General features: G+C 49.0%; 29 protein-coding genes and 1 other RNA gene. 9 read left to right on the forward strand and 21 right to left on the reverse strand.

Features of this window, described 5'->3' with window-relative positions; all coding sequences use genetic code 11:
* The first annotated feature begins 116 nt into the window (after positions 1-116).
* A complete protein-coding gene (locus tag D1831_RS00275; RefSeq protein ID WP_125070539.1) occupies positions 117-2,096 on the forward strand; it encodes an ABC-F family ATP-binding cassette domain-containing protein in 1,980 nt (659 codons plus the stop codon).
* 182 nt (positions 2,097-2,278) lie between these two features.
* Here the strand turns inward: D1831_RS00275 and D1831_RS00280 are convergent, their stop codons facing one another.
* From D1831_RS00280 to tsaB, 7 genes are all read right to left on the reverse strand, one after another.
* Positions 2,279-3,115, reverse strand: coding sequence for an AraC family transcriptional regulator (locus D1831_RS00280; RefSeq protein ID WP_125070542.1), 837 nt, complete (start codon positions 3,113-3,115; stop codon positions 2,279-2,281).
* A complete protein-coding gene (locus D1831_RS00285; RefSeq protein ID WP_125070543.1) occupies positions 3,102-4,187 on the reverse strand; it encodes a PTS transporter subunit EIIC in 1,086 nt (361 codons plus the stop codon). Before D1831_RS00285 ends, D1831_RS00280 begins: the two co-directional genes overlap by 14 nt.
* Positions 4,184-4,978 carry an alpha/beta hydrolase gene (locus D1831_RS00290; RefSeq protein WP_125070545.1) on the reverse strand — a complete coding sequence of 265 codons (795 nt, stop codon included), beginning with the start codon at positions 4,976-4,978 and terminating at the stop codon, positions 4,184-4,186. Before D1831_RS00290 ends, D1831_RS00285 begins: the two co-directional genes overlap by 4 nt.
* Positions 4,979-5,167: 189 nt before the next feature.
* Positions 5,168-6,205 (reverse strand): tRNA (adenosine(37)-N6)-threonylcarbamoyltransferase complex transferase subunit TsaD, encoded by a 1,038-nt coding sequence (tsaD, locus tag D1831_RS00295; protein WP_125070547.1) that lies wholly within the window; start codon positions 6,203-6,205, stop codon positions 5,168-5,170.
* Between the two features lie 13 nt (positions 6,206-6,218).
* A complete protein-coding gene (gene rimI, locus D1831_RS00300; protein ID WP_125070549.1) occupies positions 6,219-6,677 on the reverse strand; it encodes a ribosomal protein S18-alanine N-acetyltransferase in 459 nt (152 codons plus the stop codon).
* Entirely contained in the window at positions 6,670-7,248 is a 579-nt protein-coding gene (rimI, locus tag D1831_RS00305) for a ribosomal protein S18-alanine N-acetyltransferase (protein ID WP_125070550.1), read from the reverse strand. Before rimI (D1831_RS00305) ends, rimI (D1831_RS00300) begins: the two co-directional genes overlap by 8 nt.
* Positions 7,232-7,957, reverse strand: coding sequence for a tRNA (adenosine(37)-N6)-threonylcarbamoyltransferase complex dimerization subunit type 1 TsaB (gene tsaB / locus D1831_RS00310; protein WP_125070552.1), 726 nt, complete (start codon positions 7,955-7,957; stop codon positions 7,232-7,234). The genes rimI (D1831_RS00305) and tsaB overlap by 17 nt, the downstream gene beginning before the upstream one ends.
* A 277-nt stretch (positions 7,958-8,234) precedes the next feature.
* Between tsaB and phnD the strand changes: the two genes are divergently transcribed.
* The 6 genes from phnD to phnW are packed head-to-tail and all read left to right on the forward strand — an operon-like array spanning position 8,235 to position 13,682.
* On the forward strand, positions 8,235-9,290 hold the full coding sequence (phnD, locus tag D1831_RS00315) for a phosphate/phosphite/phosphonate ABC transporter substrate-binding protein (protein ID WP_125070554.1): 1,056 nt from the start codon (positions 8,235-8,237) through the stop codon (positions 9,288-9,290).
* A 37-nt stretch (positions 9,291-9,327) separates the two neighbouring features.
* Positions 9,328-10,101: a phosphonate ABC transporter ATP-binding protein gene (gene phnC, locus D1831_RS00320; protein WP_125070556.1), complete on the forward strand. Its 774-nt coding sequence runs from the start codon at positions 9,328-9,330 to the stop codon at positions 10,099-10,101.
* Entirely contained in the window at positions 10,091-10,894 is an 804-nt protein-coding gene (gene phnE, locus D1831_RS00325; RefSeq protein WP_125070558.1) for a phosphonate ABC transporter, permease protein PhnE, read from the forward strand. Before phnC ends, phnE begins: the two co-directional genes overlap by 11 nt.
* Positions 10,891-11,745: a PhnE/PtxC family ABC transporter permease gene (locus D1831_RS00330; RefSeq protein WP_125070560.1), complete on the forward strand. Its 855-nt coding sequence runs from the start codon at positions 10,891-10,893 to the stop codon at positions 11,743-11,745. The genes phnE and D1831_RS00330 overlap by 4 nt, the downstream gene beginning before the upstream one ends.
* 26 nt (positions 11,746-11,771) lie before the next feature.
* A complete protein-coding gene (gene phnX, locus D1831_RS00335; protein WP_125070562.1) occupies positions 11,772-12,566 on the forward strand; it encodes a phosphonoacetaldehyde hydrolase in 795 nt (264 codons plus the stop codon).
* A gap of 15 nt (positions 12,567-12,581) precedes the next feature.
* A complete protein-coding gene (phnW, locus tag D1831_RS00340; RefSeq protein WP_125070564.1) occupies positions 12,582-13,682 on the forward strand; it encodes a 2-aminoethylphosphonate--pyruvate transaminase in 1,101 nt (366 codons plus the stop codon).
* Between the two features lie 71 nt (positions 13,683-13,753).
* Here the strand turns inward: phnW and galE are convergent, their stop codons facing one another.
* From galE to D1831_RS00410, 14 genes are all read right to left on the reverse strand, one after another.
* Positions 13,754-14,749 carry a UDP-glucose 4-epimerase GalE gene (gene galE / locus D1831_RS00345; protein WP_125070566.1) on the reverse strand — a complete coding sequence of 332 codons (996 nt, stop codon included), beginning with the start codon at positions 14,747-14,749 and terminating at the stop codon, positions 13,754-13,756.
* Between the two features lie 137 nt (positions 14,750-14,886).
* The gene (locus D1831_RS00350) at positions 14,887-15,672 is read right to left on the reverse strand and encodes an acyl-[acyl-carrier-protein] thioesterase (protein ID WP_125070568.1); all 786 of its coding nucleotides are present in this window, start codon (positions 15,670-15,672) and stop codon (positions 14,887-14,889) included.
* Between the two features lies 1 nt (position 15,673).
* Positions 15,674-16,570, reverse strand: a complete 897-nt coding sequence (gene rsmI / locus D1831_RS00355) for a 16S rRNA (cytidine(1402)-2'-O)-methyltransferase (RefSeq protein ID WP_125070570.1) — start codon at positions 16,568-16,570, stop codon at positions 15,674-15,676.
* Positions 16,571-16,592: 22 nt separating this feature from the next.
* On the reverse strand, positions 16,593-16,940 hold the full coding sequence (locus D1831_RS00360) for a DNA replication initiation control protein YabA (RefSeq protein WP_125070572.1): 348 nt from the start codon (positions 16,938-16,940) through the stop codon (positions 16,593-16,595).
* Between the two features lie 24 nt (positions 16,941-16,964).
* Positions 16,965-17,987 carry a DNA polymerase III subunit delta' gene (gene holB, locus D1831_RS00365; protein ID WP_125070574.1) on the reverse strand — a complete coding sequence of 341 codons (1,023 nt, stop codon included), beginning with the start codon at positions 17,985-17,987 and terminating at the stop codon, positions 16,965-16,967.
* A gap of 18 nt (positions 17,988-18,005) precedes the next feature.
* Positions 18,006-18,335: a cyclic-di-AMP receptor gene (locus D1831_RS00370; RefSeq protein WP_125070576.1), complete on the reverse strand. Its 330-nt coding sequence runs from the start codon at positions 18,333-18,335 to the stop codon at positions 18,006-18,008.
* Positions 18,335-19,009 (reverse strand): dTMP kinase, encoded by a 675-nt coding sequence (tmk, locus tag D1831_RS00375; protein ID WP_125070577.1) that lies wholly within the window; start codon positions 19,007-19,009, stop codon positions 18,335-18,337. The genes D1831_RS00370 and tmk overlap by 1 nt, the downstream gene beginning before the upstream one ends.
* A gap of 175 nt (positions 19,010-19,184) precedes the next feature.
* Positions 19,185-19,436, reverse strand: a complete 252-nt coding sequence (locus D1831_RS00380; RefSeq protein ID WP_125070580.1) for a YaaL family protein — start codon at positions 19,434-19,436, stop codon at positions 19,185-19,187.
* A gap of 15 nt (positions 19,437-19,451) precedes the next feature.
* Positions 19,452-20,051 carry a recombination mediator RecR gene (gene recR, locus D1831_RS00385; protein ID WP_125070581.1) on the reverse strand — a complete coding sequence of 200 codons (600 nt, stop codon included), beginning with the start codon at positions 20,049-20,051 and terminating at the stop codon, positions 19,452-19,454.
* Positions 20,052-20,073: 22 nt separating this feature from the next.
* Positions 20,074-20,382 carry a YbaB/EbfC family nucleoid-associated protein gene (locus D1831_RS00390; RefSeq protein ID WP_125070583.1) on the reverse strand — a complete coding sequence of 103 codons (309 nt, stop codon included), beginning with the start codon at positions 20,380-20,382 and terminating at the stop codon, positions 20,074-20,076.
* Between the two features lie 100 nt (positions 20,383-20,482).
* Positions 20,483-22,171, reverse strand: coding sequence for a DNA polymerase III subunit gamma/tau (dnaX, locus tag D1831_RS00395; protein ID WP_125070585.1), 1,689 nt, complete (start codon positions 22,169-22,171; stop codon positions 20,483-20,485).
* Between the two features lie 99 nt (positions 22,172-22,270).
* An RNA gene (gene ffs, locus D1831_RS00400) (signal recognition particle sRNA small type) lies at positions 22,271-22,368 on the reverse strand.
* Positions 22,369-22,415: 47 nt separating this feature from the next.
* Entirely contained in the window at positions 22,416-22,922 is a 507-nt protein-coding gene (tadA, locus tag D1831_RS00405) for a tRNA adenosine(34) deaminase TadA (protein ID WP_125070587.1), read from the reverse strand.
* Positions 22,923-22,924: 2 nt separating this feature from the next.
* Positions 22,925-23,533: a class I SAM-dependent methyltransferase gene (locus tag D1831_RS00410; RefSeq protein WP_125070589.1), complete on the reverse strand. Its 609-nt coding sequence runs from the start codon at positions 23,531-23,533 to the stop codon at positions 22,925-22,927.
* A gap of 226 nt (positions 23,534-23,759) precedes the next feature.
* Between D1831_RS00410 and D1831_RS00415 the strand changes: the two genes are divergently transcribed.
* Entirely contained in the window at positions 23,760-23,990 is a 231-nt protein-coding gene (locus D1831_RS00415; RefSeq protein ID WP_125070591.1) for a redoxin NrdH, read from the forward strand.
* A gap of 139 nt (positions 23,991-24,129) precedes the next feature.
* Positions 24,130-26,295, forward strand: coding sequence for a class 1b ribonucleoside-diphosphate reductase subunit alpha (gene nrdE, locus D1831_RS00420; RefSeq protein ID WP_125070593.1), 2,166 nt, complete (start codon positions 24,130-24,132; stop codon positions 26,293-26,295).
* Positions 26,296-26,323: the final 28 nt, after the last annotated feature.

Below are 26,323 nucleotides of genomic sequence, written 5' to 3' on the forward strand. Positions count from 1 at the left end.
CATAATGCGTCACTTTGTGAAATAATAATTACCTATTATTCCGTATTACTAGGGCGCGCCGTTACAATATGCTACAATTATGTGACGAATCAAATGTGAAAGGAGCTTAAAAAAGCGTGATTTTACTACAAGTACAGCAAGTCATGCGGCGTTTTGGCGCCGATGTCTTGTTCGATAACGTACAAATGGACATCCAAGAACACGCCCGGGTTGCCTTAGTTGGTCGTAACGGGGCGGGGAAATCGACCCTGCTGAAAATGATTGCGGGCGAAACCGTGCCCGACGAAGGTCAGATCTCCATGCGCAAGGACTTGACGATTGGCTACTTAGCCCAAGACCAAGGTCTCGATAGTCACAATACGATCTGGGAAGAAATGAGCAGCGTATTTGCCGAGGTCCACGCCTTAGAGGATCAGATGCACCGCTTAGAAAACCAACTCAGCGACCCAGCCGTCATCGCGGATGAGCAGGCTTACCAACAAACCTTAAAAACCTACGACCAGGTCCAAACCACCTTTCAACAAAAAAATGGGTACGGCTACCGTGCCGAAATTCGGGGGGTGTTACACGGATTCCAATTCGGTGCCGACGTGTATGATAAATCAGTCACCGAACTTTCCGGTGGGCAAAAAACCCAGTTGGCGCTCGCTAAACTATTACTCGAAAAACGCGACCTCTTGATCCTGGACGAACCGACCAACCACTTGGACGTCGAAACGTTGACCTGGCTAGAAGGTTACCTCCAGTCTTATACCGGTGCGCTGTTAATCGTTTCCCATGACCGTTACTTCTTAGACCGGGTCGTTAACGAAGTCTACGACCTGTCCCACCACGAAATGGTCCACTACACCGGTAACTACGACCAGTACGTCCAAGAAAAGGCGGCCCGGATTCAGGCCCAGTGGAAACACTACGAAAAACAGCAGGCCGAAATTAGTAAGCTTGAAGACTTTGTCAATAAAAACATCGTCCGCGCATCCACCACGAAACGGGCCCAGTCCCGGCGCAAACAGCTCGCTAAGATGGACCGGCTCGAACGTCCTGACAGCGATGACAAGACTGCCCATTTTGGCTTTCACGCCGCTAAGCAGAGTGGTAACATCGTGCTGACCGTCAAGGACGCCGCCGTGGGTTATCAAGGTAAAGTCTTATCCGAACCGGACAACCTCAACGTGAAAAAGCACGAGGCGATTGCCATCGTTGGCCCGAACGGAATCGGTAAATCGACCCTGTTAAAAAGTATTTTAGGCCAAATTCCTTTCATTAAAGGGCAGGCCGTCTTCGGGACTAACGTGGTAACTGGTTATTACGACCAAGAGCAACGCAACTTACACGATAACAAGACCGTTTTAAGTGAACTATGGGACGAACACCCGACGACTCCCGAAAAAGATATTCGGACGATCCTCGGCAGTTTCCTATTTACTGGTGAAGACGTTGATAAACCGATTCACGCCCTCTCCGGTGGTGAACGGGCCCGCTTGCTGCTCACTAAACTAGCCATGCAAAACAACAATTTCTTAATTTTAGATGAACCGACCAACCACTTGGACATTGATAGTCGGGAAGTCTTGGAAGTGGCCCTTAACGATTTTGACGGGACCCTGTTATTCGTTTCCCACGACCGTTACTTTATTAACCAGGTCGCAACCAGCGTCGTCGAAGTTTCACCCACGGGGACCGAACTGTTCCTGGGTGATTACGACTACTACGTGGATAAAAAGCAGGAACAAGAAGAATTAGCTGCCGCGGCGGCCAGTTCAGCGGCAGAGCAGGAAGCAGCCGCAAACCCGGAGGCAACTCCCGTTTCAGCAGCCGCCCCGCTTTCCAAGGGTCAGCAGGACTACCAGGCCAGCAAGCAACAGCAACGTGACAAACGGAAGCTGGAGCGCTCAGTCGCGGCCCTCGAAGAAAAAATGAACGACTTGGAATCACAGGCCAACGCCATTCAAGAAGAAATGGCCCAGCCCGAAAACTTTTCCGACTCTGGTAAACTGGGTGACTTGCAAAAACAGTTAGACGCACTCAATGCCGAACAGGAACAAGCCGAAACGGAATGGACCGAACAGGCCGAGGAACTCGAAAATCTTGACTAACAAAAAATAACAGCGTGTGCCAAAAGTCGGTTAGCCGGTGAGCATTAACGGCGGATGGCGCATAATCCTGAGCTTGGATTGTTTGACATACGGGGTTAAGCGGAGCCCGTTGACTTTTGAAACCCGTTTCGACAATAATTATTCGAAGATGAATAAGAGGCTGTGACATAAGTCACAGCCTCTTATTTTTGGTTCCGGTTAGTCCCCTGACGCCGGTATTGCGTTGGCGATAGGCCGTAAATCTTTTCAAACGCCGCGATAAAGCGCTGCGCACTACTAAAACCGTTATCCAGCGCAATATCAATAATTTTCATCGAAGTGGTGTTTAATTGGTTTTCCGCCATCTCGACCCTTAAGTTTAGTAAGTAGTCCCGAAATCCCAAGCCCACTTCCTGTCGAAATAGGTGGCTAAAATATGTGGGGGATAACTGGTAGTGGCGGGCAAATTGTCGCAAAGTTAGTTTGGAACGGTAGTCCGCGTGCAGGGTCGTCAGCGTCGACTTGATCCGGTAGTCACAATGAATGTGCTCTTCACCGCCCCGGATGAGCCGGGCCCGCGTGGTTATCAGGTACAAAATTTGGTAAAGCTGCGCACCGATCCGCAACTGGTACCCCGGTGTCCGTTGCCGATACCAGTGTCCAATCAACCGCATCTGAGTGATTAATTGCCGTGTTAACGCCGAGTTTCCCCGCAATTCAAACTTTACCTGATCATAATTAGGCAAAGCACGTTTAATAAAATCATAGGAGATCAACAAAGTAACGGCCTTAACGTGTGCACTTGGTGACTTCATTTCGTGTAAGGCCCCCGAATTGACCAGTATTAATCCCGGTGCCGTAACGCGGCTCGTCTGGTTATCAATGGTCACGGTGACGTCCCCACTCGTAATTAAATCTAATTCTAAACTTCGATGCCAATGTAACGGGATCGTACGGGCCTTCCCGGTTAAATCTTGTAACAGTAACATGGCCGGAAACCGGGCGTTGACCCGGACACGTTCATAATTAGAAACTGACACTGAGTTTTGGCCTCCCAGCCCAACTATTCACTGCAAAACTAATCATAAATGCCACCGGTGCTCCAATCATCAGCCCCAAGTACCCGGGCTGACCAATGTAGGCCGGAATCGTAACCACACTCGGAATGATAAACGCCGTGACCTTTGTTCGAAACGCGCCAACGATTAAGCCGCCCACGGCCGCTGCCAGCATACTACCAACAAACTGCCGCCGATGATCCAAACCAATGCCAAAAACGGACGGCTCACCTACACCTAACAACGCCGTGACGACACCAGAAAGCGCGGCAACCCGTAACTGTGGTTCCGCCTTTGCCTGAACGTACACGGCCAGTGCCATTCCAGCTAACGCAAACAAGCTGACTCCTAGCGAGATCAAGATCGTATCATCGCCCTTAACCGCGATATTATTGATGGCAACCGGTGCCAACGCCGTACTGATTTCCAACATAATAAAGACTGGAAACAGCCCCGCTAATAGTGCCATTGCAATTACCGGACTGACTGCCATCGTATTGTTGTACCCTAGTGTAACGCCCTTAGCGACTAAATTACCAACGGGACCTAGGATAAACAGGGTTATTGGTAAAACAATTAATAAACTGATCAATGGGACAAACATCGCTTGGATCAATTTCGGCAAAACCTTTTTAAGCCCCCGTTCGACAAAGTGCAGTAGAATCACTGCAAAAATAATGGGTAATACGGTTGAGTCGTAACTTGTATTGGGTAATTTTAATCCTAAAAACGTCGTTCCCCGTTTTAACATCGCGGCCAACTGGGGCTGCACTAAGAAAGCCGCTAGTAAAACTGCCGTAAACCGGTTCGTCTGCAACACTTTCGCACTCGTAAAGGCTAAAAAGATTGGTAAAAAGTTAAAAAACACGTTCGATAATAACCATAAAACTTGGTAAGTTGGATTTTGAACCGTTAACCAGTGCAACGTGATGCAAATCGTTAACCCACCTTTTAACAAGCCCACGGCGCATAGAATATTAACGACCGGTCCAAAAATGTCGCCAATAAACTGAATCCCCTTCTCAAAATAGGGGTGTTTGTTAATGACCGTCATGCTGCTCGCCCCACTTTACTAAATGCTGCCAAAGTCTTTTTAATCGCGGCGTCCCAGAAATCCCAATCATGGATGCCGGGCCATTCTGCATAGTGGACGGGTAACTGATTAGCCAATAGTAACTGCTTAAAGTCCTGATTATCCTGATACATAAAATCCTGTTGTCCCTCATACTGTAACAATAGCGGTAGCCGTGCTTTATGTGCACATAGTTCCGGCGTAATCAGCGCCTTTAAACCGTACTGCGCATCACTCGGGTTGGGCGTCCCAAATACCGTTTGGTAGATTGGCTCAAATATGGACCGCATGTCAGCCGGTGCTTCTGCCTTCAAGTGTTCCAGTGAAACTACACTTGAAATTCCCGCAACGCCCTTGTACTTTGCTGGCTGTGTCAGTCCCAGTAACCACGCACCGTAACCCCCCATTGAAATTCCGGCAATAAAGGTGCGTTGCTGATCAATTGGGAACCAGTTTGCCATTCGATAGGGTAATTCTTGCTGAAAATAATCGTACCAGCGTTTCCCGTAAACCGCATTCCGGTAAAAACTGTGTTCCCCGTTTGCCATCACGACAATAAAGTGATAATCACTGGCATAGCGTTCAACGTTCGTCAGGCGCGTCCAACCACTCGCATTGTCACCGACACCGTGTAATAAATACAAAACCGGGTAGCGGGTAACCGCTGCTGGGGTGGTGAACTCCGTTTTGGACTTATCATCGGGAATAATCACCTGGGCCTCCGTATCGTGGCCTAAAATGCTGGAAAAATAATTCATTGTTAATAAAGCCATTCTTAAACCCTTCTCTTTTTGTAACCGATTACATTTCTTGCTAACGGTTATAGTATAGGTCGGTATTCTGGCTCTCAGTTAACGTTAGTTGCGCTATTTATGCCCGTTAGTTGCGCCTTACGTCCGTTTTTTTCGCTACTAAAAAAGTTCGCAAGGCGTTACCTTGCGAACTTTTTTAACGGACTCCCTTTAGCGTGGCATGTTCGGCATCCAATCAAATTCCAAACTCGGATCCGCGTTTAACGTGGCATCACCAAATTGGTGGTGCTGGTACTGAACGTAGCCGGCTGCACCAATCATGGCACCGTTGTCACCACAAAGTTTGAGCGGTGCCAAAATTAAATCGGTATCCGGAAATTCTTGTGGTAAAACGGCTTGTAGCCGTTCACGCAAGCCGTGATTAGCGGCAACCCCTCCGGCCAACACGAGTTGTTTAACCGGGTACTGCTTCAAGACTCGGAGTGTTTTACTGGTCAAAACGTCAACGACACTGGCCTGAAAACTAGCTGCCAAGTCGTTTTTATCCAAAGTTTCGCCAATCTGATCCGCATGGTGCACGGTATTGATAAAGGCACTCTTTAAACCACTAAAACTAAAATCATAGTTATCTTCATCGATCATTGCCCGTGGAAATTTAAAAGTGTCGTGGCCCTGGTGCGCCATTTCGTCAATCACTTTACCGGCTGGATACGGCACACCCAGCACCCGGCCAATTTTATCGTAGGCTTCCCCGGCAGCGTCGTCACGGGTCTCACCAATAATTTCAAACTGACCGTCCGCTTGCATGTAGACCAGTTCGGTATGCCCACCGGAAACCAGTAACGCCATCAGCGGAAACTCAAAGGGCTTAACGAAGCGGGCCGCGTAAATGTGGCCAGCCATGTGATTTACCGGAATTAACGGCAAGTTGTGGGCGTACGCCACGGTTTTAGCCGCGTTGACCCCCACCAACAACGCGCCAACTAATCCGGGACCGTACGTGACGGCGACTGCGTCTAAATCATCGTAGGTGACGTTTGCTTCGGTCATGGCTTCTTCAATACAAATTGTAATTTGTTCAATGTGGTGGCGACTGGCAACTTCCGGGACCACCCCGCCGAACCGTTTATGACTATTAATTTGCGTCGCAATAACGTTTGATAAAATTTCGTGCCCGTCGCGAATTACGGCGACACTCGTTTCGTCACAACTCGACTCAAACGCTAAAATCAAATTCTGTTTCTCCACCGGTTACCATCCTTTAATCTATAATTTTACGCATGATCCAAGCGTCTTCAGTTGGATCATGGTAATACCGTTTGCGCGTTGCAATTTGGCCAAATCCCGCTTTCAAATAGAGCCGCTGGGCCGCAACGTTACTTTGTCGAACTTCTAAAAAGACTTGATCACTAATTTTTAAACGGGTGAGTCCCGCATTTAGTAATTGCTCCGCCAGACCTTGCCGGCGAAAATCAGGGTGAACTGCCAAGTTCGTGAGTTCGACTTGGTCTAAAACGACCGTCCAACTCGCAAACCCCACCGGGTGCCCACCTAATAGGAGTAAATCATAACGGGTTTGGGGTGCTTCGATATCGGCCTGAAACGTCGCCTGCCGCCACGGTGCACCGTTAGGATAAGCCACCGCGGCGAGTTGGTAACACGTCGCCGCTAACTGCTTGGGCTCCCCGGAAGTTCCACTGACCAACTGTCCCTCAGTCATCAGCTGCGGCCGGTAAGTGGTAGGTCATGTCGATGGCATCTTCGTGATCCCCAAAGTAGTAGCGCTTTTTAATGCCCGTTTTTTCAAAGCCCATACTAGTGTAGAGACGCTGAGCGTTCGTGTTGCTGTACCGAACTTCCAACGTTACCGTTTTGTAGTTTAGTTCAACGGCACGGTCCACCATGGTTTTCATCATAAAATGACCAAGCCCGTGACCCTGAACGTCCGGATGAACCGCGATGTTCGTGATGTGCGCATCTAAACGCCGGTCATCAAAAGCACAACCACAAAACGCCACTAATCGGTCTTCGTGACGCATGACAATGTAAAAGCGACCGCTCTGACGTCGCAGTTCAGTCTTAAACGCGTTTTCGTCCCACGGCGTTTGACCCGCATACACGGCCCGTTCAATCGCTAACATTTCGGGAACGTCCGTGATCAGCGCCTGTGAAAGGTAGTATCCGGTCCCGGCTACCTGAACAATGTGGTTATCAATCGTCAAAACCTTTTGGCGGTGCTGACTATGATTAGTTGTAATTTTTTGAAAGTATTCCTTAAATCTTTTCAACATAGGGCGCATGATCCTCTTCTGGGTGCTTAGCTTGCCAATCGCGTTCGGCCTGTGTCAAACGTAAGTAGTTGGGCACGAAGGCGTGCAAGTGTTCTACGGGTTGGACCGTTTGTCCCAGTAACCCCAGGACGCCGGCTTGTGGCAAGTCGAGTTGGGGCTGGGCCCGAACAAACTGGTCCCCTAACTGTTCCTTTAGCGGTGCTTCATACTTCGCAACGTCGCTGCCAATGAAAACGACCGGTTCGCGGTAAGCCGCAAGCCGCTGTTCCCACGCCGCAAGACTAACGTGTTGGTCGGCAATGACGTTGACTGGCCGGTGATTTTGAATACGGTATAACCCCGTAAAAACGTTGTCGCGACGGGCGTCAAATAGCGGTGACACCAATTGGCCTTCCGTTAGAACGTTGCCAGCCAAAGCTTCTAAGCTTGATAAACCAACTAATTCCTTATGTAAAGTGAAGGCCAACGTTTTTGCAGTCGTCACACCGATCCGTAGACCGGTGTAGGATCCCGGGCCGGCAGCGACAACGACCCGGTCCAAATCAGCGGGTTGCATCCCGGCTTGGGCTAACGACCGTTCAATAATGGGTAATAACGTACTACTGTGGTTGCGACCAACGTTGGTGGTCGTCGTGGCCAGTATCTTAGTATCCTCTAAAACGGCCACACTTAGCGGACGGTTGGAAGTATCAATAGCCAACAACTTCATATTTTTACAGACTCCTCATTTTGAATTACTTCACATATCTTATCATAATTTGATTACTTTGAAAGCTTTCCGGCCGGAACCAACCAATTCGGGTTAGGTGTAAGTCGGAACCGTTTTTACTTGATCAAGAACGGCCTTACCAATTTAACCCGTGTAATCAATTCGTAAATATCATTTACACAACTTATACATATACTTCACTAATCCTTTTTAGCACATTTACATTGCCTTGTTATGCTACACAAGTAACTAAATTACTTGGAGGTAATTGAAAATTATGTCAAAGCTCAGCAAGTCTCTCTTAGGTCTTTCATTTGTATCGGTTCTAGGTCTCGGTCTAGCCGGCTGTGCGAGTGGTACTAGTACCAGTTCAAGCAGCAACAGCAGCGCCAGCAAGGGCAAAGCCATCACGGTCGTTTTCTACCCGAACGAATCGGCTAAAAGTTTCGCCGGTTCCCGTGACGCCTTAAAGAAATCCATCGAAAAAGCAACTGGTAAGACGGTTAAGTTACAAACTACGACCGACTACAACGTTGCCATCCAAGCGATTTCTTCTGGTAAAGCCCAATTAGCTTACATGGGGGCCAACGGTTACATCCAAGCCCACAAGTTAAGTAAGGACGTGGTGCCATTCGCCGCCCAATCTGATGGTGAAGGAACCTTGAAGAAAGCCACTTACAACTCATACTTAATGGTACAACAAAAAGATGCCAAAAAGTATGAAGAAAACGGTAAGTACAGCATTAAGAACATCAAGGGCAAGAAGATGTCCTACGTTTCAAACAGCTCCACTTCCGGTTTCTTAGTACCAACGGCCGAAATCACCCGTGAATTCAAGGTCAAGGATAGTGACAAGGATAAGTTAACTCAAAGTGGCCAGTTCTTCAGCAAAGTCCTTTACGGTGGTTCTCACCAAGGTTCAGCCGTCAACTTGATTAAGGGTGACGCCGACGTTGCCGCCTTTGATGACGCTGATTTGATGCCGTACTTGAAAGTAACTAAGGGTTCTTGGGATAAAGTTGGGTCAACCTTCACCGTTAAAGACGACGCCGAAGCACCGTTTAGCAGCTTAAAGGGCAAATCCGTTGTTAACATTGCGATGATGCCTGTTCAACAAGGTCCGTGGGTCTACAACACGAAAGCTTTGACTAAGGATGATCAAGAAAAGATTGCTAAAGAATTTACGTCACAATCATTTGCTGATAACGAAAAAATCTTCTCAAAACCAGGTGCCAAAACACCAATGATGTTCCCTAAGAAGACGAACAAGACCAAATTAGTTAAGGTTACGGATAAATGGTACGCCCCAACTCATAAGTTAGTTGGTTATTAAACCGATCTCCATTTAGGTATTCAGGAAAGGAACTGCTATGCTCAAGGTCATTCAACTAGATAAAACTTACGGTTCAAATAAGCACTCGCTCAAAAACGTCAACTTCACCGCACAACCCGGAGAAGTGACGGCCATCATTGGGCCTTCAGGTGCTGGGAAAACAACGATTCTGCGGAGTATTAATCAGTTAATTCGCGATGATAGTGGGCAAATTTTATTAGATGGACAGGATATTCGCCAGGCTAATAAAGCCGGCTTACGCAAAATTCGTCACCACATTGGGATGATCTTTCAAAACTATAATTTGATCAGCCCCCTCACCGCTTTAGAAAACGTCTTGCACGGGCGGTTGGGAGCCAAGTCCACGGTAGCGGGTATGCTGGGTCTTTACAGTAACGAAGAAAAGACTGAAGCCCTTGAACTTCTAGACGAAGTGGGCTTAAAAGAATACGCCTACCAACGGTGTGATCAACTTAGTGGTGGTCAACAGCAACGGGTCGGCATTGCCCGTGCCCTGATGCAACATCCCAAAATGATTTTATGTGATGAACCAATTGCGTCCTTAGACCCTAAGTCCACTAAAATCGTCATGGATATTTTACGCCGACTCGCGAAAGACAAACAACTGATTATTCTTATCAACCTTCATCAAGTTGACATTGCGATGGAATACGCCGACCACGTTGTTGGCATCAACAGTGGCGCCATCGTCTTTGAAGGGGCAACCAAAACAGTTGATGACGACGTTTTACAAAAGATTTATCGCCAAACTGACGACGCTAAAACGGTGGTGAGTGCAAATGAAAACTAGTTTCCAATCACCCCAACAATTTTTCCGTCAACGGCGGTTACGTTTATCAGTCGTTTTAATCATTTTGATTGGAATTTACGTCACTTCGATGGCCCTCGTAAACTTTCAAACTTGGACCTCGATTGCTAAAATTCCGGCAGGTTTAATTTGGTTGTTCCACAACTTTATTCCCACGGAACGTTCGATTTCTTACTTAGGACCCATTCTTTATCAGTTATGGCGGACCTTGCTCGTTTCAATTTCTTCCACCATCGTTGCGAGTCTGTTTGCCCTCATCTTTGCCATTCTGGGTGCTAAGACGACGACCCCTAGTCCCGTCTTCCGGATTGTGATCCGGTTTGGGGCCTCACTACTCCGGAATATTCCGGTGGTCGCGTGGGCAATGATTCTCCTGTTTTCTTTCAAACAAAGTGACTTCACCGGGTTCTTAGCCTTGTTCTTTATGACCTTAGGCTACCTCACCCGGGCTTTCACGGAAACCATTGAAGACCTCGACGCCGAAAAGTTACAAGCTTTACAAGCCGTCGGTGCTAACTATTTTCAATGCGTTTTCTGCGGCGTGTTGCCCGAAGCTGCCAGTACGTTGACCAGTTGGGTCCTGTATATGATTGAAAACAATTTACGGGACGCCACCCTTGTTGGGCTGTTAACCGGGACCGGTGTCGGGTTTCTCTTCGACTACTATTTCAAGAGCTTCCGCTATGACGCCGCCGGTCTGATCGTCTTGTTAATTGCCATCTTGGTTATTTTATTAGAGTTAACGTCCACTCAAATACGGAGGGCCATTGCATGATTGAAAATAGTCAACCTAAACCGAAAACAATTCAGCCAGTCGCACCCCAGACTAAGCACGTTTCCTTAGTCACCCGCCCCCGCAAAATTTTACGCGGGGTCCTCGCGGGTCTGGCAATCATCACTATTTACTCCCTCGCAACGTTAAATAACGGGAATTTAGTGTTTGCGGACGCTTTTAAAAGTCTCGGGGTCAACCTGAACGCCATGTTCTTACATCCCGGAGTTGGTCAGGATACCTTTGGGCAATTGTTACGCGCACTCGTTACGAGCGTTTCTTTGGCCATGCTGACCACCCTGCTCGGAGCGGTCATCGCCTTCTTCATTGCCGTGGGCGCCGCCCGCAACTTAGCACCTAGCTGGTTAGCCACTACCATCAAAGCGGTTATGGCCTTCATTCGCGCTATTCCGACCATTCTGTGGGTTCTGATTTATTCCGTCGTTATGGGTTTGGGGGCCAGTGCCGCCGTGGTTGGTTTGACCTTCCACAGTGTGGCCTACCTCGTTAAAGCGTACTCGGAAAGTATTGAAGAAACCTCTCAAGATACGATTGAAGCTTTAAAAGCTAGCGGCGTTGGTTTTTGGCCAATTGTTTTTCAAGCCATCCTGCCATCAATCGTTCCCGCACTGCTCAGTTGGACCTTCATTCGTTTTGAAATCAACTTTGCCAACGCGGTGGCCGTTGGGGCCGCTGCCGGCGCGGACGACATTGGCTACTTCCTCTTCATGGCGGGTAGTTTCTACTTTAACTTCCACGAAGTTGGTTTAATTGTCTACTTACTCTTAGCCGTTGCCATCGTCCTCGAATTGGTTTCCATGAAACTACGGGGCCACTATTTAAAGCATAACTAATCTATCGTATTCAAAGGAGTTTTCACATGACTATTCAAGCAGTTATTTTTGATTGGGCCGGTACGACCATTGACTATGGTAGCCGGGCCCCCATCGTCGCTTTCCAAAAAGCGTTCGCAAACGTCGGCATTACCATTACCGAAGCTGAAATTCGCCAGGATATGGGGCTTGACAAATACACCCACATCCACAAAATCATTAGCTTACCCGCCGTTCAAAACGATTGGCAAGCCCGTTTCCAAGTTTTACCTTCAAACGATGATTGTGACCGCATTTACCACGATTTTAAGTCCATTCTCTTGGCTTCCCTAACGGACTTTGCCCAGTTAAAGCCGGGTATGGATCAAGTGATCAGTTACCTTAATGAACACCACATCGCGTACGGCACCACAACCGGTTACGATGCCGAAATGTTAGCCTTAGTTTTACCGATTGCCGCAAAACAGGGCTACCGGCCGACCGTTAACATCACCTCAGAGCAAACCAACGGTATCGGTCGACCGGCGCCCGCCATGCTGGAATTGGCCAGTGATAAGTTAGAAATCACCGCCGCTAACAGCGTGATGAAAGTCGGTGATTCAATCAACGATATCCTCGAGGGTCAAAACGCGGACGCCATCAGCGTTGGAATCGTCGACGGGAGTAACTTAATGGGCCGTTCACAAGCTGAATTTGACGCCCTTTCAGCCGCCGAACAAGCCGCTTTACGGGCTCAGGTCGCTGGTGAATACGAAAAAGTTGGCGCGGATTACATTCTGCAATCAATGGCCGAGTTACCGGCCCTGATTGACAGTATTAACCAACCCGTTACGGATCAGTAGTTCGGAGGAAAAACAATGAAACAACCTTACTTATTATTAACACCCGGCCCACTAAGTACCACGCCCACGGTTAAAGAAGCCATGCAAATTGACTACTGTACCTGGGATAGTGATTACCGGCACGTTACGGAAACCATTCGCCAACAAATCTTAGCGCTTGCTCAGGCTAATCCCGACGTTTACACGACCGTCCTCATGCAAGGTAGTGGCAGCTACGGAGTTGAAGCTACGATTGGGACCGCCATTCCCCGTGAAGGCGCCGTTTTAATGGTTGCCATCAACGGAGCGTACGGCCGCCGGATCAGTGAAATTGCGGACTACTATGGGATTCACCACGTCGACGTGGTCTTTAACGAGGACGAAGCCGTTGATCCGGTCCAGGTCGAAGCAGCGCTTGCTGAACATCCCGAGGTCACCCACTTCGCTACCATTCATAGTGAGACCACGACCGGGATTCTCAATCCTATCGAGCAACTGATGCCCATGATGCACGCACGCGGTATTGTGACCATCATCGATGCCATGTCCAGCATGGGGGGCGTCCCGATCAACGTTGACGAACTGGACTGTGACTACATCATTAGTAGTGCTAACAAGTGTGTCCAAGGCGTCCCCGGCTTTGCCTACATCATTGCGAAGCAAACGACCCTCGCCCAAACGGCCGATAACGCCCGTTCACTGTGCTTAGACCTTTACGCGCAGTGGCGCGCGATGACTAAGCAACCTGGTAAGTGGCGCTTTACGTCACCAACCCACGTCGTTCACGCCTTTGCGCAAGCTTTAGTTGAACTGCAAGCGGAAGGCGGCGTACTACCACGCTACCGGCGTTACAGCGCTAACCAAGAGCTGCTTAGTCACGGTATGCAAGCCCTCGGATTTGACCTCGTAATCGATCCGGCCGTTCAGGGCCCCATCATTACGTCGTTTAAATACCCAACGCACCACTTTGATTTCGCTGATTTTTACCAATTCATTAAGGAACGGGGCTTTGTCATCTATCCTGGTAAAGTCTCAACTATTCCTAGTTTCCGGATTGGTACCATTGGTGACGTTGACACCACCGATATCAAACGACTACTCGCCATTGTTAGTGATTACCAACAATTAAACCAGTAGTTCAACGAGCAAAGAAGCTCCGGGATACACGTAAGCGTGTGTATCCCGGAGCTTCTTTTGACTGTTCAAGGTTAGTGACGATCGTCGTAACCGTTAGGGTGTTTCTGCGTCCACGCCCAAGCGGTTTTAATAATTTCGTTAACGTCATCGTAGTTTGGCTTCCAGCCTAAGACTTTACGGGCCTTATCACTAGCCGCAACCAGTGAATCCGGATCACCAGGGCGCCGTGGTGCGACTTGGGCAGGAATTGGTTGCCCAGTGACTTCACGGGCGGCCGCTAACATTTGTTTGTTAGAGAAACCGGTCGAAGAACCCAGGTTAAAGGCATTACTGTCGTTACCAGCAGCTAAGTACTTCAACGCTAAGATATGCGCGTCGGCTAAGTCTAAAACGTGCACGTAATCCCGGACATTGGTCCCATCCGGCGTGTTGTAGTCGTCACCGAAGATCTTCAGTTCGTCCCGTTTGCCTTGAGCCACTTGCAAAATAATTGGCACTAAGTGGGTTTCAGGGCCGTGGTCTTCACCAATACTCCCGTCCGGCTTAGCACCGGCAACGTTGAAGTACCGTAAAGCAACGAACTTGATGCCGTACGCCACGTCGGACCAGTGCATAATTTGTTCCATCATCAGCTTACTTGCGCCGTAAGGGTTAATTGGTTCTTGCGGATCAGTTTCCTTAATTGGAATCCGTTCCGGTGTCCCGTACGTTGCGGCGGTTGATGAGAAGACGATCCGTTTCACATCGTGAGCCCGCATGGTTTCAAGTAACGTAATCATACCACCAGTATTGTTATCAAAATACTTCAGTGGCTTAGCCATTGATTCGGGAACGACGGAGAACGCTGCAAAGTGTACAACGGCTTCGATCGGTTCTTCATCAAAAACGTGGTTTAAAAAGGTCGCGTCCCGGACGTCGCCTTCGTAGAACTTCGCAGCGGCGTTAACGGCTGCCCGGTGTCCAGTTACCAAATTATCCACAACCACGACGGAATAATCGTTAGCAACTAAACGATCGACCATGTGAGAACCGATGTAACCGGCTCCCCCTAAAACAAGAATTGACATAGTGTACCTCCCCTACATAGTTGCTTTAATCATAGCATATTCAGGGCCCCTGCGGCTTTAAAAATTGCCCGTTCGGTAAGCCAGTTTATTTGAACAAACAAAAAAGTCGTCACGAATGACGACTGCGTTTTAACTGCTTATTTAATGGGTTCCGCTAGCGTTTGCCATAAAATGGTCACTTCACAGCACTTTTCATCGCCAACCTGAATCAAATGACTGGTTTTAACTTGGTCAGCTTGCTCGGCGGGTAAAATATTGACCTTGGCATCAACCGTGTGCCCGTACTGGACTTCGTTCTCGTAACGGACGTCAACGTGTAATAAATCGTGCTGTAACAAAAACTCTGCCGGCAACGTATCCAGTAACCAGTCAAAGTAGTGCGCGTTGTTCACGTGCCGGTTCGGGTCAATGTCAAAGAAGCGCACCTGGTACGGCTTGCTGATAGTCGTTGCAGTTTCCTCAAAACTAATTGGTCGGGGTAACCGCGGAATCCGTTTGACCTGTTCCGAATGGTACGGCTCGACCAGCTCGGGTAAAATTTTAACAATGCGCCGGGTCGTCTGGCTCATCGTCACCCAAATACTCGTGATGTAAGCCAACTGGTTACCCTGAGCATCGCGAATCCAAAATTCCCGAAACGCAAAGTACGGGTTGTAGGCCGTTCCACGGACGGCAATCGTGACCACTTCGTCTTGACGCGGCATCCGGGTAATGTCAATGGCGTACTGGGTGACGACCCAGCCCACCCCGTGACTCTGGACAAAGTCGGTCGTTAACCCCAACGCGTCACTCTGATCTTCCGATGCCAAAACGGCAATGTCGATCAACGTGGCCAAGGTCGCCCGTCCCGTGCGGTCACATTCATAGTACGTGATGCGGTGTTCTTCGCTATATACGCTGGCTGCTGCGCCTAAATTGGCCATTTTAATTCTCCTCACCATTCATTTTTAAACCGTGAAATTCATTGTAAACTGCTTGCCGGGAAAGCTCCCGGCGCTTAGCAATCGCCTTAATTGCGGCGTTGGGCTTATCCCCCGCCGCAATCAGCGCTTCTACCTGGGCCTTAATTGGCAGCTGAGCTAGTTCGTCCGTTTGGGCCGGTTCACTCGTGTCAGGGTTAGCACTGATCAACAGTACGAACTCACCCTTTAGCTGGTGGTCCTGTGACCAGGCCACCATCTCATCCAACGTTCCACGGGCAAACTCTTCGTAGCGCTTGGTCAGTTCCCGGCAAGCCACAATTTGGCGGCTCCCCTCACAAACCGTTGCTAAGGTACTCAGGGTCTTCGCCACCCGGAACGGGGATTCGTAAAGGATCACCGTTTCGTGGCGTTTAGCTAAGGTGGCTAGGACGTCTTTTTGTTCGTGTTTCTTACGGGGTAAAAAGCCGTAAAAGTAAAACGGTTGGGGGACTAATCCCGAAGCAATCAACGCCGTTAACCCCGCGTTAGCTCCCGGTAACGGAACCACCGGAATCTGACTCGCGACGCAGGCCGCCACCAGTTCCTTACCCGGGTCACTAATCGACGGCATCCCGGCGTCACTAACTTGCGCTAGATTAACGCCGTCTTCCAACTTGGCAACCAGTTGCGGAATCCGTTCCTGGGTATTGTGTTCGTGGAAACTGATCTGCTTAGTCGTGATTTCAAAATGATTTAGCAACTTTTGCGTGTTGCGGGTATCTTCCGCTGCGATTAAATCGACCGTTTTAAGGGTTGCGACCGCCCGGTAAGTCATGTCCTGTAAATTACCAATCGGGGTGGGCACCAAGTACAGCGTCCCAACGCCCCCGTGATCAGCAAAGCTCTGTTGCGTTTCCAACCGTTCCTTCCTCCTCTGCGTACTAAGCCCGTTCCCGTTCGCCGTAAATAACTTCTAGGCAAAAGACACAGGATTCATCATCGTCACGCCGCTTACCGTAAAATTGGTTGCAGACGTGAAAGCCTTCGTCGTACAGCTTTTCTAAGTTTTGCCGGGATTTCGAAAGCGTGGTCGTGCCCGCGGGTTTCTTCGGCAGTTCGTTTTCAATTTCTACCATGTGCTCCCGTAAATGTTCGTTCTCAATGACCAATTCCGCATTTTTTTCCAACACGGTCGTCATATCGGCGCGTAACTTAGCCATCTTGTCTAGCATTTGTTGCATCTGTTGTTCCATATCGCCAAAACTATCGTATAAATCACGCTTATCCACGCGCTCACCCTCGTTTTCCTTTATTTAAGCGTTTGTCTGAAAAATGGGCCATAGCTTCAAGGTTAGGCCCTCTAATACGTTTTGAAAGCTAATGTTGCTGGCGAGCTGCCGTTTAGCCGTCAAAGCTAACTCGGTCGCTTCAACTAACTGCCGGGAGCCCAACTGATCGGTCAACGCCGTCAATTCGCTGGCATACTGACCAAACGTTAATTCCTGCTGCTCGTCAACTTGAAAATGTAATTGTAATAAGTCTTGAAAAAGTGCCGCAATCAGGTCCAGCATGACCGATTGATGACTCGCATCCTTCGCCAAGCCCACCAAATTGACTTGAACCGCCACAAAACTACGGGGCTCGCCCTTTACGACTTGATCAAACCACCGCCACAGGGCCTGAGCCGCTTGCGGTAACCAGTCCTCTTCCAATAACGCCTGGGCCTGGGTCACACTGTTAGTCAATCCCCGTAACATCTGAGCCATTGGGGGGGTGATTCCGGCCGCCTCAAACGTTTGTTGGAGGGCCTGGGCGTTTAGCGGTGGAAATTCGATCACCTGGGTCCGTGAAATGATGGTCGGTAAAATCAACTGCTTATTGGTCGTTAGTAAGAACGCCGTCACGTTGCCGCTGGGTTCCTCGATAAACTTCAATAAGCTGTTGGCGGCCGACGCGGTCATCTTTTCAGCGTCCTCGATAATGAAGAGTTTCCGGTTACCTTCAACGGCACTCTTGGAGAATTCGGACTTTAAGTAGCGGACCTGATCAACCTTGATGCTTTGTCCGTCCGGAGCCACCGTGACGATGTCCGGGTGTGAACCGTTGGCAATCCGCAGGCATTCTTCACAGGTGCCGTCCGGTTGGTCGTCAACGACGTGTAAACAGAACAGCCGCTGGGCGATCCACCGGGCGAGTTCCGGTTGTCCGGCCCCCTCCATGCCCGCAAACAGGTAGGCGTGAGCCAAATGATTTTGTTTAATGATGTGTTGAAACGCCGCTAGTAACCGTGGTTGTTTGGCAGCCAACGTTGCGGCTAACGAATCAGTCGTTGCCATTTAAACCACCCTTAGTCTTTAAAATTGATGGAACTGTTCGATTGGTAAGACGAAGACGGTCGCGCCGCCCACTTGCACCTCGACCGGGTACGCCGCGGCTCCGTCCATCGTTACGTCCAAGTTAACGGGGGGCGTCATAAACTGCTCACGGGCGTGGCTGGTCTTTTTAATCATTTCTAGGACTTCGTTGACCCGGTCATCGTCGATTCCAATCATAAACGTCGTGTTACCGGAACGCAGGAAGCCCCCGGTGGTTGAAAGTTTGGTTGCCCGGACGTTAGCTTCGATAAACTGGCTACTCAGCCGGTTACTATCCTTATCCTGCACAATGGCAATAATTAGTTTCATTATTTCGACTTCCCTTCCGTTCCTAAATATGCCGGTAGCTGGGCCGTCATAATTTGTAAGGCTTGTTGAACGACCCGTTCCAACGGCTGACTGGCATCGACCCGCTTAATACGCGCCGGGTGATCGGCTAAAAGCCGTAAGTAGGCCGCCTGGACCTTATGGTGAAAGCTCAGGGCTTCCACGTCTAAGCGGTTAATTTCATTTTGTCGGTGGGTCTGAATTCGTTGCAAGCCCACGGCCGCGTCAACGTCAAAGTATAACGTCAAGTCGGGGGTCAGCCCCTTGGTCGCAAACTGATTCATATCATAAACGGCCTGCTCACCAATACCACGACCAGCCCCCTGGTACGCAATTGAACTATCGATGTAACGGTCGCATAAAACTAACTGGTCATTTTGTAATGCGGGTAAAATTTCTTGCACAATGTGTTGCCGCCGAGCCGCCGCGTACAATAACGCTTCGGTACGATCGTCCATCATCGTGTTCTTACGGTCCAAAATAATCGCGCGAATGGCTTCTGAGATGTGGTTACCACCGGGTTCACGCGTCACCACTAACCGATCCCCCAACCGCGGCTGTAAGTCAGCCACGATGGCGTTCAAAGCTGACGTTTTACCGGCTCCATCCGGGCCTTCAAAAGTAACTAATTTTCCTGTCAACGTTCCCCATCCCATCTAGATTCTCTAATTTACGTATATGTGATAATTGTACTTGATTATGGAAGCCATGTCTAACCCGCTCACCACTAGCGAGGGTATTTTGAGTGGTGATTTTTTCCATTAACCACTACCAATTGTGTTTTTACTAGTATTAAAAAAGTTCGGGAACGTTGTCCCGAACTTTTTAGGCTTAATTATCAATAACCGACCGCTGGATCGTCTGCCCGTGAACCTGCCGCCGGCGCGCTTCACGGTACAAGTATAAATACTTAGCCCGGGCGAGCGCCGTTTGGGTCACCAGTTCACTAGTATTATTGTCGTAAATCGCCTGTTCATTTTCCTTAGCGCGGTCCCAATCAACCTTGGCCGTGTTTAAGGTATTTAATAACTGCTGGTCAAAAACTTCCTTGGGTTGTTTGATCTTCTTGCTTCTTCTAAACATCTCTTATGCCCCCAATTACATCTCTTGACGTCCCTCAACCGCTTTAAACAGCGTCATTTCATCGGCATACTGGATATCACTACCAACCGATAATCCGTGGGCTAAACGGGTGACCTTGATGCCCGCCGGTTTAACTAGCCGTGAAATATACATGGCAGTCGCTTCCCCTTCCGGCGTGGCGTTCGTCGCAATGATGACTTCCTTAATGGCATCGTTTTGTTGCAGCCGTTTTAACAAGCTGGCAATGTTGATGTCTTCAGGGCCCTTGCCGTCTACCGGTGAGAGGACCCCGTGTAACACGTGATACAAGCCGTTGTATTCCTTGATCTTTTCCATGGCCATAACGTCCTTGGCTTCTTCAACGACCAGTACGGTACTTTGATCACGGGACTTATCGCGACAAACCACGCAGGGATCGTCCTCGGTAATGTTCCCGCAAATGCTGCAAAAGTGCAGGTCCCGTTTAGCCGCGACCAGTGACTTGGCAAATTCAGTCACGTCGTCACCATCCATGTCGATCGTATAAAATGCTAAGCGGGTCGCAGTCTTACCACCAATGCCGGGCAGCTTCATGTAACTATCGATCAACTTAGCAATTGGTTCTGGATACTGCATGCAATTACCTCACTCTAATGTTTTACTTTAATCCCTTGGTGTACTTGCCCATCGTGCTCTGGGTCTGAGCGTCGACCTTCCCCAAAGCGTCGTTAACGGCAGCTAACACTAAGTCTTGTAACATGTCCACGTCGTCGGGATCCACGGCATCGGGGTTAATGGTGATATCCTGCATCTTCTTGTCACCGGTAAAGGTCACTTTGACCATGTCGTCGGGAGCCGTGCCTTCAAAAGTCTGTTCGTTTAAAGCTTCCTGTTCGGCGGACATTTGTGCCTGCATCTTCTTCATTTGTTTCATCATGTTTTGCATATTACCCATACCACGCATCATAAGTATCAGTTCCTTTCAGGATCAAAATTAGTTGTTATCAATTATTATCGTTATTTTAACGGAAACCTTTGAAGTTTTTGTTACCCAGCACGTGACTTTCTTAGTCCGGCTTAACTTCAACTAAGTCGCCGAACATGTGCTTAGCCTGGTCCACGACCGGTTCGGCTTTGGGGGCCGGCTTTGCGGCCTGACCACCGGGTTGGTGGGTAGCCAAGTAGTCCTTACGAATCTGGGGCCACTGGTCCTTCGGAACGCAAACAATCTTTGGTGACTGTCCCATTAACCGGTCTAAGCCGTTACTGAGGGCGTCGATCAAGGTTTGGTCATCGGTCGCCTTTTGGTAAATAAAGGCGTAGTCAAACGCGACGACCAGACCGTCGTCACTCGCCGCAACTGGTTGGGCCACGTGCATTAGGGCCCGCTGCGTCACACTGAGAATGTTCATCAAATCGCCCCAGACGTCGCGAATCTTCAGTAAGTCGTTCTTTTTCGCGCTATCCAAAATCGGGTAGATCTGGCTCACGTTAACTTTGCGCACGGCGGGACCATTCTTCGGTGTTTGTTTGACCCGGTTGGCCTTGGGCGCGCCGCCCTGACTCTTAAGGGTCTTAAGTTCACTTTGGAGCTGTTCAACCTGACTCGCCAGCTTCTGTACGGTCGGGTCGCCGGGGTTAACGGCGGCCGTAGCGGCTGGTTGCGCCGACTGCCCGTCTAACTGGGCTAACTTGACCGTCAGTACTTCCAAATAAACGTCCGGGTGAGTCGTAAAGCGCATCTGCTGCTGAATATCGTTCAACGTTTTGATCATTTGATACAACACTTCGGCGTCGATTCCCTTAGCGAAGTCTTCAAACCGTTTGTCGTCTTCCCCCATCGCCACGCTGTCGACCATTTCCGGGGCCTGCTGATAGAGTAACACGTCGCGCATGTAACTAATCAAATCTTCGATAAATCGGTTAGCATCTTTACCTTCTTGTAAGATTTCCCGCATCGTTTCAAGGGCCGGCTTAGTGACGTGGTTCGTAACTTCCTCAACGTAATCGGCAATTAGTTTTTTGGTTACGCTCCCGGTCACCATTAAAGCGTCGTCAAGCGTAACGGTATTATCACCAAACGAGATCACCTGATCCAAAATACTGAGAGCGTCCCGCATCCCGCCTTCCGCGGCCTGGGCAATCACCCGCAGTGCCTTTTCGTCGTAGGTAACGTCCTTCTGGTTCAAAATGTACACCATCCGGTCGTAACTATCCTTGGCCGTGATCCGGCGGAAATCAAACCGCTGAGTTCGCGAAATGATGGTCAACGGAATTTTATGTGGTTCGGTCGTGGCTAAAATGAAGATCACGTTAGCCGGTGGTTCTTCCAGCGTTTTTAGTAAAGCGTTAAAGGCCCCGGTCGATAACATGTGGACTTCATCAATAATGTAGACTTTGTAGTCGGCCTCGGTCGGCGCGTACTTGGCCTTGTCCCGGATGTCCCGAATTTCTTCGACCCCGTTATTGGAAGCCGCGTCAATTTCGATGACGTCGTTGAGCTGGCCGTTTGTAATGGCCTTACAAGTGTCACACTCGTTGCAGGGTTCCCCGTCCACGAGGTGGTGACAGTTAATGGCCTTGGCAAAAATTTTAGCAGCGGACGTTTTCCCCGTCCCCCGCGGCCCAGTAAACAAATACGCATGACTCGTTTGGTGGGTCATGATGGCATTTTTTAACGTTTGGGTAATCATTTGTTGACCAACGATCTCATCAAAGCGTTGGGGGCGCCAAACCCGGTATAATGCCCGATACATGCGAATCTTCCTTTCTCACTAGCCCACTGGCTGCACGTTGTTTGGTTCGTTTGATTTTAAATAAAAAGCTCTCAACCGAATGGCTAAGAGCTGTTACATTTCATAAAAACTTAAGGCACAAGATGAAGCAAACTTAGTGCTGCTTCCTTCCGGACCTGACACGATTCGTAAATCCACCCTTGCCTTAAGGCCTTACGGCAAATACTATAATACATGATTTAAAGGGAGATTACCAGCCATCGGTTTAATTTTTTTCGGCCGCGGCTTTGCGGGCTTTCTTCTCGGCCTTCTTCCGTTTACGAATACTGCGAAAGAAGTTTTCTAGCATTTCGCCAGCTGGCCGGGCCAAGACCCGTTCGTGTACCGTGACCTGGTGATTTAAGCGGGTATCGTCCATCACTTGGTATAAACTCCGGACGGCCCCGGCCTTGGGGTCCCGCGCGCCGTAAAACATCTCCGGAATGCGCGCGTTAATGATGGCGCCACTGCACATCAGGCACGGTTCCAACGTGACGTAAAGTTGGCAGTCTTCCAAGCGCCAACTGCGCAAGTACTCACAAGCTTCCTGAATCGCAATGATCTCCGCGTGCATCGTCGCATCCTGACCATGTTCCCGTAAATTATGACCCCGGCCGATAATCTCGCCGTCGTGCACGATGACCGCCCCAATCGGAACTTCCCCGATCAAGTACGCCATCCGCGCTTCGTGAAGGGCTTCCTGCATCCAGTCTTCCGCCGTTTTTTCACTCACCGTTAACCCTCCTTTACACTTTGTAAAATATAGTACCCCTTATCCTTCTTAATAATTTGGCAATTACCAAAGGTCGTCTGCATCAACTTTTTAGCCGACGGGGCCCCCTGTTTTTTTTGCAGAACGACCGTCAGTGTGCCGCCAACGACTAGGCGTGGTAACGCTCCCGTGAGCATCGCGTCTACCACGTGCTTTCCAGCACGTACGGGCGGGTTGGTTACAATGGCCGCGTAGTTGGTCTTCGTTACCTGTTCATAAACGTCGGACGTAAAAATGTTAACGTTAGTGATTTGATTTAACGCCGTGTTTTTTCGGGCCAGGCTCAGTGCCAGTTCGTTGACGTCCACCATGTCAACCGTCCGTTCGGGCGACTGGTAAGCTAACGCCATCCCGATTGGGCCGTACCCGGTCCCCAGATCAAGAATCGCGCCAGCCGGTAAGGCACTAGGATCAAAGGCCGCTAACAGCGTGCGGGAACCGTAGTCCACGGTCCGCTTAGAGAACACCCCGTTGTCGGTTGTAAATTTAAACGGGTGGTTAAAAATTTCAAAATTCCATTGTTTTTCGTCATGCACAACTTCGGGATTGTGTGTATAATAATAGTTAGTCATAAATATTTTCCTCTGATTTTTAATCTATATCTATGATAACTGATTCTCAGAAGGAACAACAATAAAATAAAAAAAGTTTTTTAACAATGGTTAAAGGCCGTCATTAACACAACATCTTGTAGTTTGAGCTCATCTCAAGCCCCCCAGATGTTGTGTTTTTTGATTGTTTTTTCCCCCACATGTTGTATACTGTGTTTATCGAGAAAACGAATTAAGGGTGATAACAATGAAAAAAGTAACGGTTTTTACTAAAAACAACTGCATGCAATGCAAAATGACCAAAAAGTTCCTCACGGCGCACAACGTGGCCTTTGAAGAAAAGAACATCAATACTAATCCGGAATACGTGGACTACTTGAAGGATCAAGGCTTTCACGCGGTTCCAGTGGTCGAAATTACCGGTGAAGACAGCATTGCCGGCTTCCGTCCAGACGCTTTAAAACAATTAGCTGTTTAACTTACCGCGCTTTTTTGCGTGGTTACATAGCCGGTTAAAGGATAACTTTTTATAACGACCCACAATCAATAGCCATACTGATTGTGGGTCGTCCACTTTGACCCGTCTCCACTCACACTGAATAGAAAGAGGATTCCTTATGAGCTTAAAAGATTTAAAGGACGTTACGTATTACGACTTAAATAATGAAATCAACATCCCCGTTAATAATCAGATTCCGTTAAACAAGGATCAGGACGCCCTGGCCGCGTTTTTGGAACAAAACGTCAAACCCAACACCAAACAGTTTGCGAGCTTAAAAGACCGCTTCGATTACCTCGAAAGCCATAATTACTTAGAAATGGACGCCGTTAACAAGTACGACTTTAGCTTCATTGAAAAACTCTACGACTACTTGAAGGCGCAGAACTTTCATTTTAAGACGTTCATGGCCGCGTATAAGTTTTACGCCCAGTACGCGTTAAAGACAGACGACGGTGATTACTACTTGGAAAACTTCATTGACCGGGTAGCCATGAACGCCCTCTACTTCGCGGACGGCAACGAAACCCTCGCCATGGACCTCGCTAACGAAATCATTCATCAACGTTACCAACCCGCAACGCCTAGTTTCTTAAACGCCGGCCGGGCCCGCCGTGGTGAATTAATTTCCTGTTTCTTGATCCAATCAACCGACGACATGAACTCGATTGGCCGGACGATCAACTCCGCCTTACAATTATCCCGAATCGGCGGCGGGGTCGGGATCAACCTCAGCAACTTGCGGGGTGCAGGTGATCCCATCAAGCACATTGATGGTGCGGCCAGCGGCGTTGTCCCAGTCATGAAACTATTGGAAGACAGCTTTTCCTACTCGAATCAACTGGGCCAACGTCAAGGTGCCGGGGTCGTTTATCTCAGCGTCTTTCATCCCGACATCATCGCCTTTCTTTCCGCTAAGAAGGAAAACGCCGACGAAAAGATCCGCTTAAAAACGTTGTCCCTTGGCGTCACCGTTCCGGACAAGTTCTACGAATTAATCAAGGAAGACGCCGACATGTACCTCTTCAGTCCTTACGGCGTGGAGCGCGAGTACGGCAAACCGTTTTCCTACGTTGACATTACCAAGGAATACGACAACATGGTCAAGAACCCGAACATCAAGAAAACCAAGATCAAGGCCCGCGACCTCGAAAACGAAATCAGTAAGTTGCAACAGGAATCCGGTTACCCGTACGTCGTTAACATCGATACGGCGAACCGCGATAACCCAATTGACGGTAAAATCGTGATGAGCAACCTCTGTTCCGAAGTCATGCAGGTCCAAACACCGTCCCTGATCAACGACCAACAGGAATACGAAAAGCTGGGTACCGATATTAGTTGTAACTTGGGGTCCACCAACATCGTTAACTTAATGGCCTCCCCCGACTTTGGGCATTCCGTTGAAGCCATGGTTCGCGCGCTGACCTTCGTCACGGACCATTCGAACGTTGACGTCGTCCCTTCCATTCAAAAGGGGAACCACCAGGCGCACACGATCGGCTTAGGAGCCATGGGCTTACACGCCTTCTTCGCTAAGAACCAGATGGAATACGGCAGCAAAGAATCGGTTGATTTCACGAACATCTACTTCTTGCTTTTAAACTATTGGACACTGAAGGCTTCCAACGAGATCGCCCGCGAACGCCACGAAACCTTCGTTAACTTCGACAAATCGAAGTACGCCGACGGTTCCTACTTTGATAAATACATTAATAATGACTGGCAACCGAAGTACGCTAAAACGGCCGCATTATTTAAGGGAATCTTTATTCCAACCAAGGCCGACTGGGAAGCGTTAAAGACGGCCGTTATGCGTGACGGCTTATACCACCAAAACCGCATGGCCGTAGCACCGAACGGGTCTATTTCGTACATCAACGACACGACGGCCAGCCTCCATCCAATCATTAATCGGGTGGAAGAACGCCAAGAAAAGAAAATTGGTAAGATTTATTATCCCGCTCCGTACCTATCTAATGATACAATTGGTTACTATAAGTCAGCTTATGATACTGACATGCGCAAAGTCATTGACGTTTACGCCGCCGCACAACAGCACGTTGATCAGGGCATGAGTTTGACCCTCTTCATGCGTTCAACGATTCCAGCTGGCTTATACGAATGGAAAGACGGTCGGACGAACAAGATGACGACCCGTGACTTAAACATTCTTCGCAACTACGCTTACCGTAAGGGTATCAAGTCGATCTACTACATCCGGACCTTTACGGATGATGACGGTGAAGTCGGCGTTAACGAATGTGAAAGCTGCGTAATCTAGCACTGCAGTACCTTAGATCATTAGGAGG

Source organism: Lactiplantibacillus garii (genome assembly GCF_003885105.1).
GTDB lineage: Bacteria > Bacillota > Bacilli > Lactobacillales > Lactobacillaceae > Lactiplantibacillus > Lactiplantibacillus garii.

Coding starts and splice junctions, on each gene's coding strand:
- D1831_RS00285 (WP_125070543.1), bottom strand. CDS start 4,187: ATGACGGTCATTAACAAACACCCCTATTTTGAGAAGGGGATTCAGTTT.
- D1831_RS00290 (WP_125070545.1), bottom strand. CDS start 4,978: ATGGCTTTATTAACAATGAATTATTTTTCCAGCATTTTAGGCCACGAT.
- rimI (WP_125070549.1), bottom strand. CDS start 6,677: ATGACTGAGGGACAGTTGGTCAGTGGAACTTCCGGGGAGCCCAAGCAG.
- rimI (WP_125070550.1), bottom strand. CDS start 7,248: ATGTTGAAAAGATTTAAGGAATACTTTCAAAAAATTACAACTAATCAT.
- tsaB (WP_125070552.1), bottom strand. CDS start 7,957: ATGAAGTTGTTGGCTATTGATACTTCCAACCGTCCGCTAAGTGTGGCC.
- phnD (WP_125070554.1), top strand. CDS start 8,235: ATGTCAAAGCTCAGCAAGTCTCTCTTAGGTCTTTCATTTGTATCGGTT.
- phnC (WP_125070556.1), top strand. CDS start 9,328: ATGCTCAAGGTCATTCAACTAGATAAAACTTACGGTTCAAATAAGCAC.
- phnE (WP_125070558.1), top strand. CDS start 10,091: ATGAAAACTAGTTTCCAATCACCCCAACAATTTTTCCGTCAACGGCGG.
- D1831_RS00330 (WP_125070560.1), top strand. CDS start 10,891: ATGATTGAAAATAGTCAACCTAAACCGAAAACAATTCAGCCAGTCGCA.
- phnX (WP_125070562.1), top strand. CDS start 11,772: ATGACTATTCAAGCAGTTATTTTTGATTGGGCCGGTACGACCATTGAC.
- phnW (WP_125070564.1), top strand. CDS start 12,582: ATGAAACAACCTTACTTATTATTAACACCCGGCCCACTAAGTACCACG.
- galE (WP_125070566.1), bottom strand. CDS start 14,749: ATGTCAATTCTTGTTTTAGGGGGAGCCGGTTACATCGGTTCTCACATG.
- D1831_RS00350 (WP_125070568.1), bottom strand. CDS start 15,672: ATGGCCAATTTAGGCGCAGCAGCCAGCGTATATAGCGAAGAACACCGC.
- holB (WP_125070574.1), bottom strand. CDS start 17,987: ATGGCAACGACTGATTCGTTAGCCGCAACGTTGGCTGCCAAACAACCA.
- D1831_RS00370 (WP_125070576.1), bottom strand. CDS start 18,335: ATGAAACTAATTATTGCCATTGTGCAGGATAAGGATAGTAACCGGCTG.
- tmk (WP_125070577.1), bottom strand. CDS start 19,009: ATGGGATGGGGAACGTTGACAGGAAAATTAGTTACTTTTGAAGGCCCG.
- D1831_RS00380 (WP_125070580.1), bottom strand. CDS start 19,436: ATGTTTAGAAGAAGCAAGAAGATCAAACAACCCAAGGAAGTTTTTGAC.
- recR (WP_125070581.1), bottom strand. CDS start 20,051: ATGCAGTATCCAGAACCAATTGCTAAGTTGATCGATAGTTACATGAAG.
- D1831_RS00390 (WP_125070583.1), bottom strand. CDS start 20,382: ATGATGCGTGGTATGGGTAATATGCAAAACATGATGAAACAAATGAAG.
- dnaX (WP_125070585.1), bottom strand. CDS start 22,171: ATGTATCGGGCATTATACCGGGTTTGGCGCCCCCAACGCTTTGATGAG.
- D1831_RS00410 (WP_125070589.1), bottom strand. CDS start 23,533: ATGACTAACTATTATTATACACACAATCCCGAAGTTGTGCATGACGAA.
- D1831_RS00415 (WP_125070591.1), top strand. CDS start 23,760: ATGAAAAAAGTAACGGTTTTTACTAAAAACAACTGCATGCAATGCAAA.
- nrdE (WP_125070593.1), top strand. CDS start 24,130: ATGAGCTTAAAAGATTTAAAGGACGTTACGTATTACGACTTAAATAAT.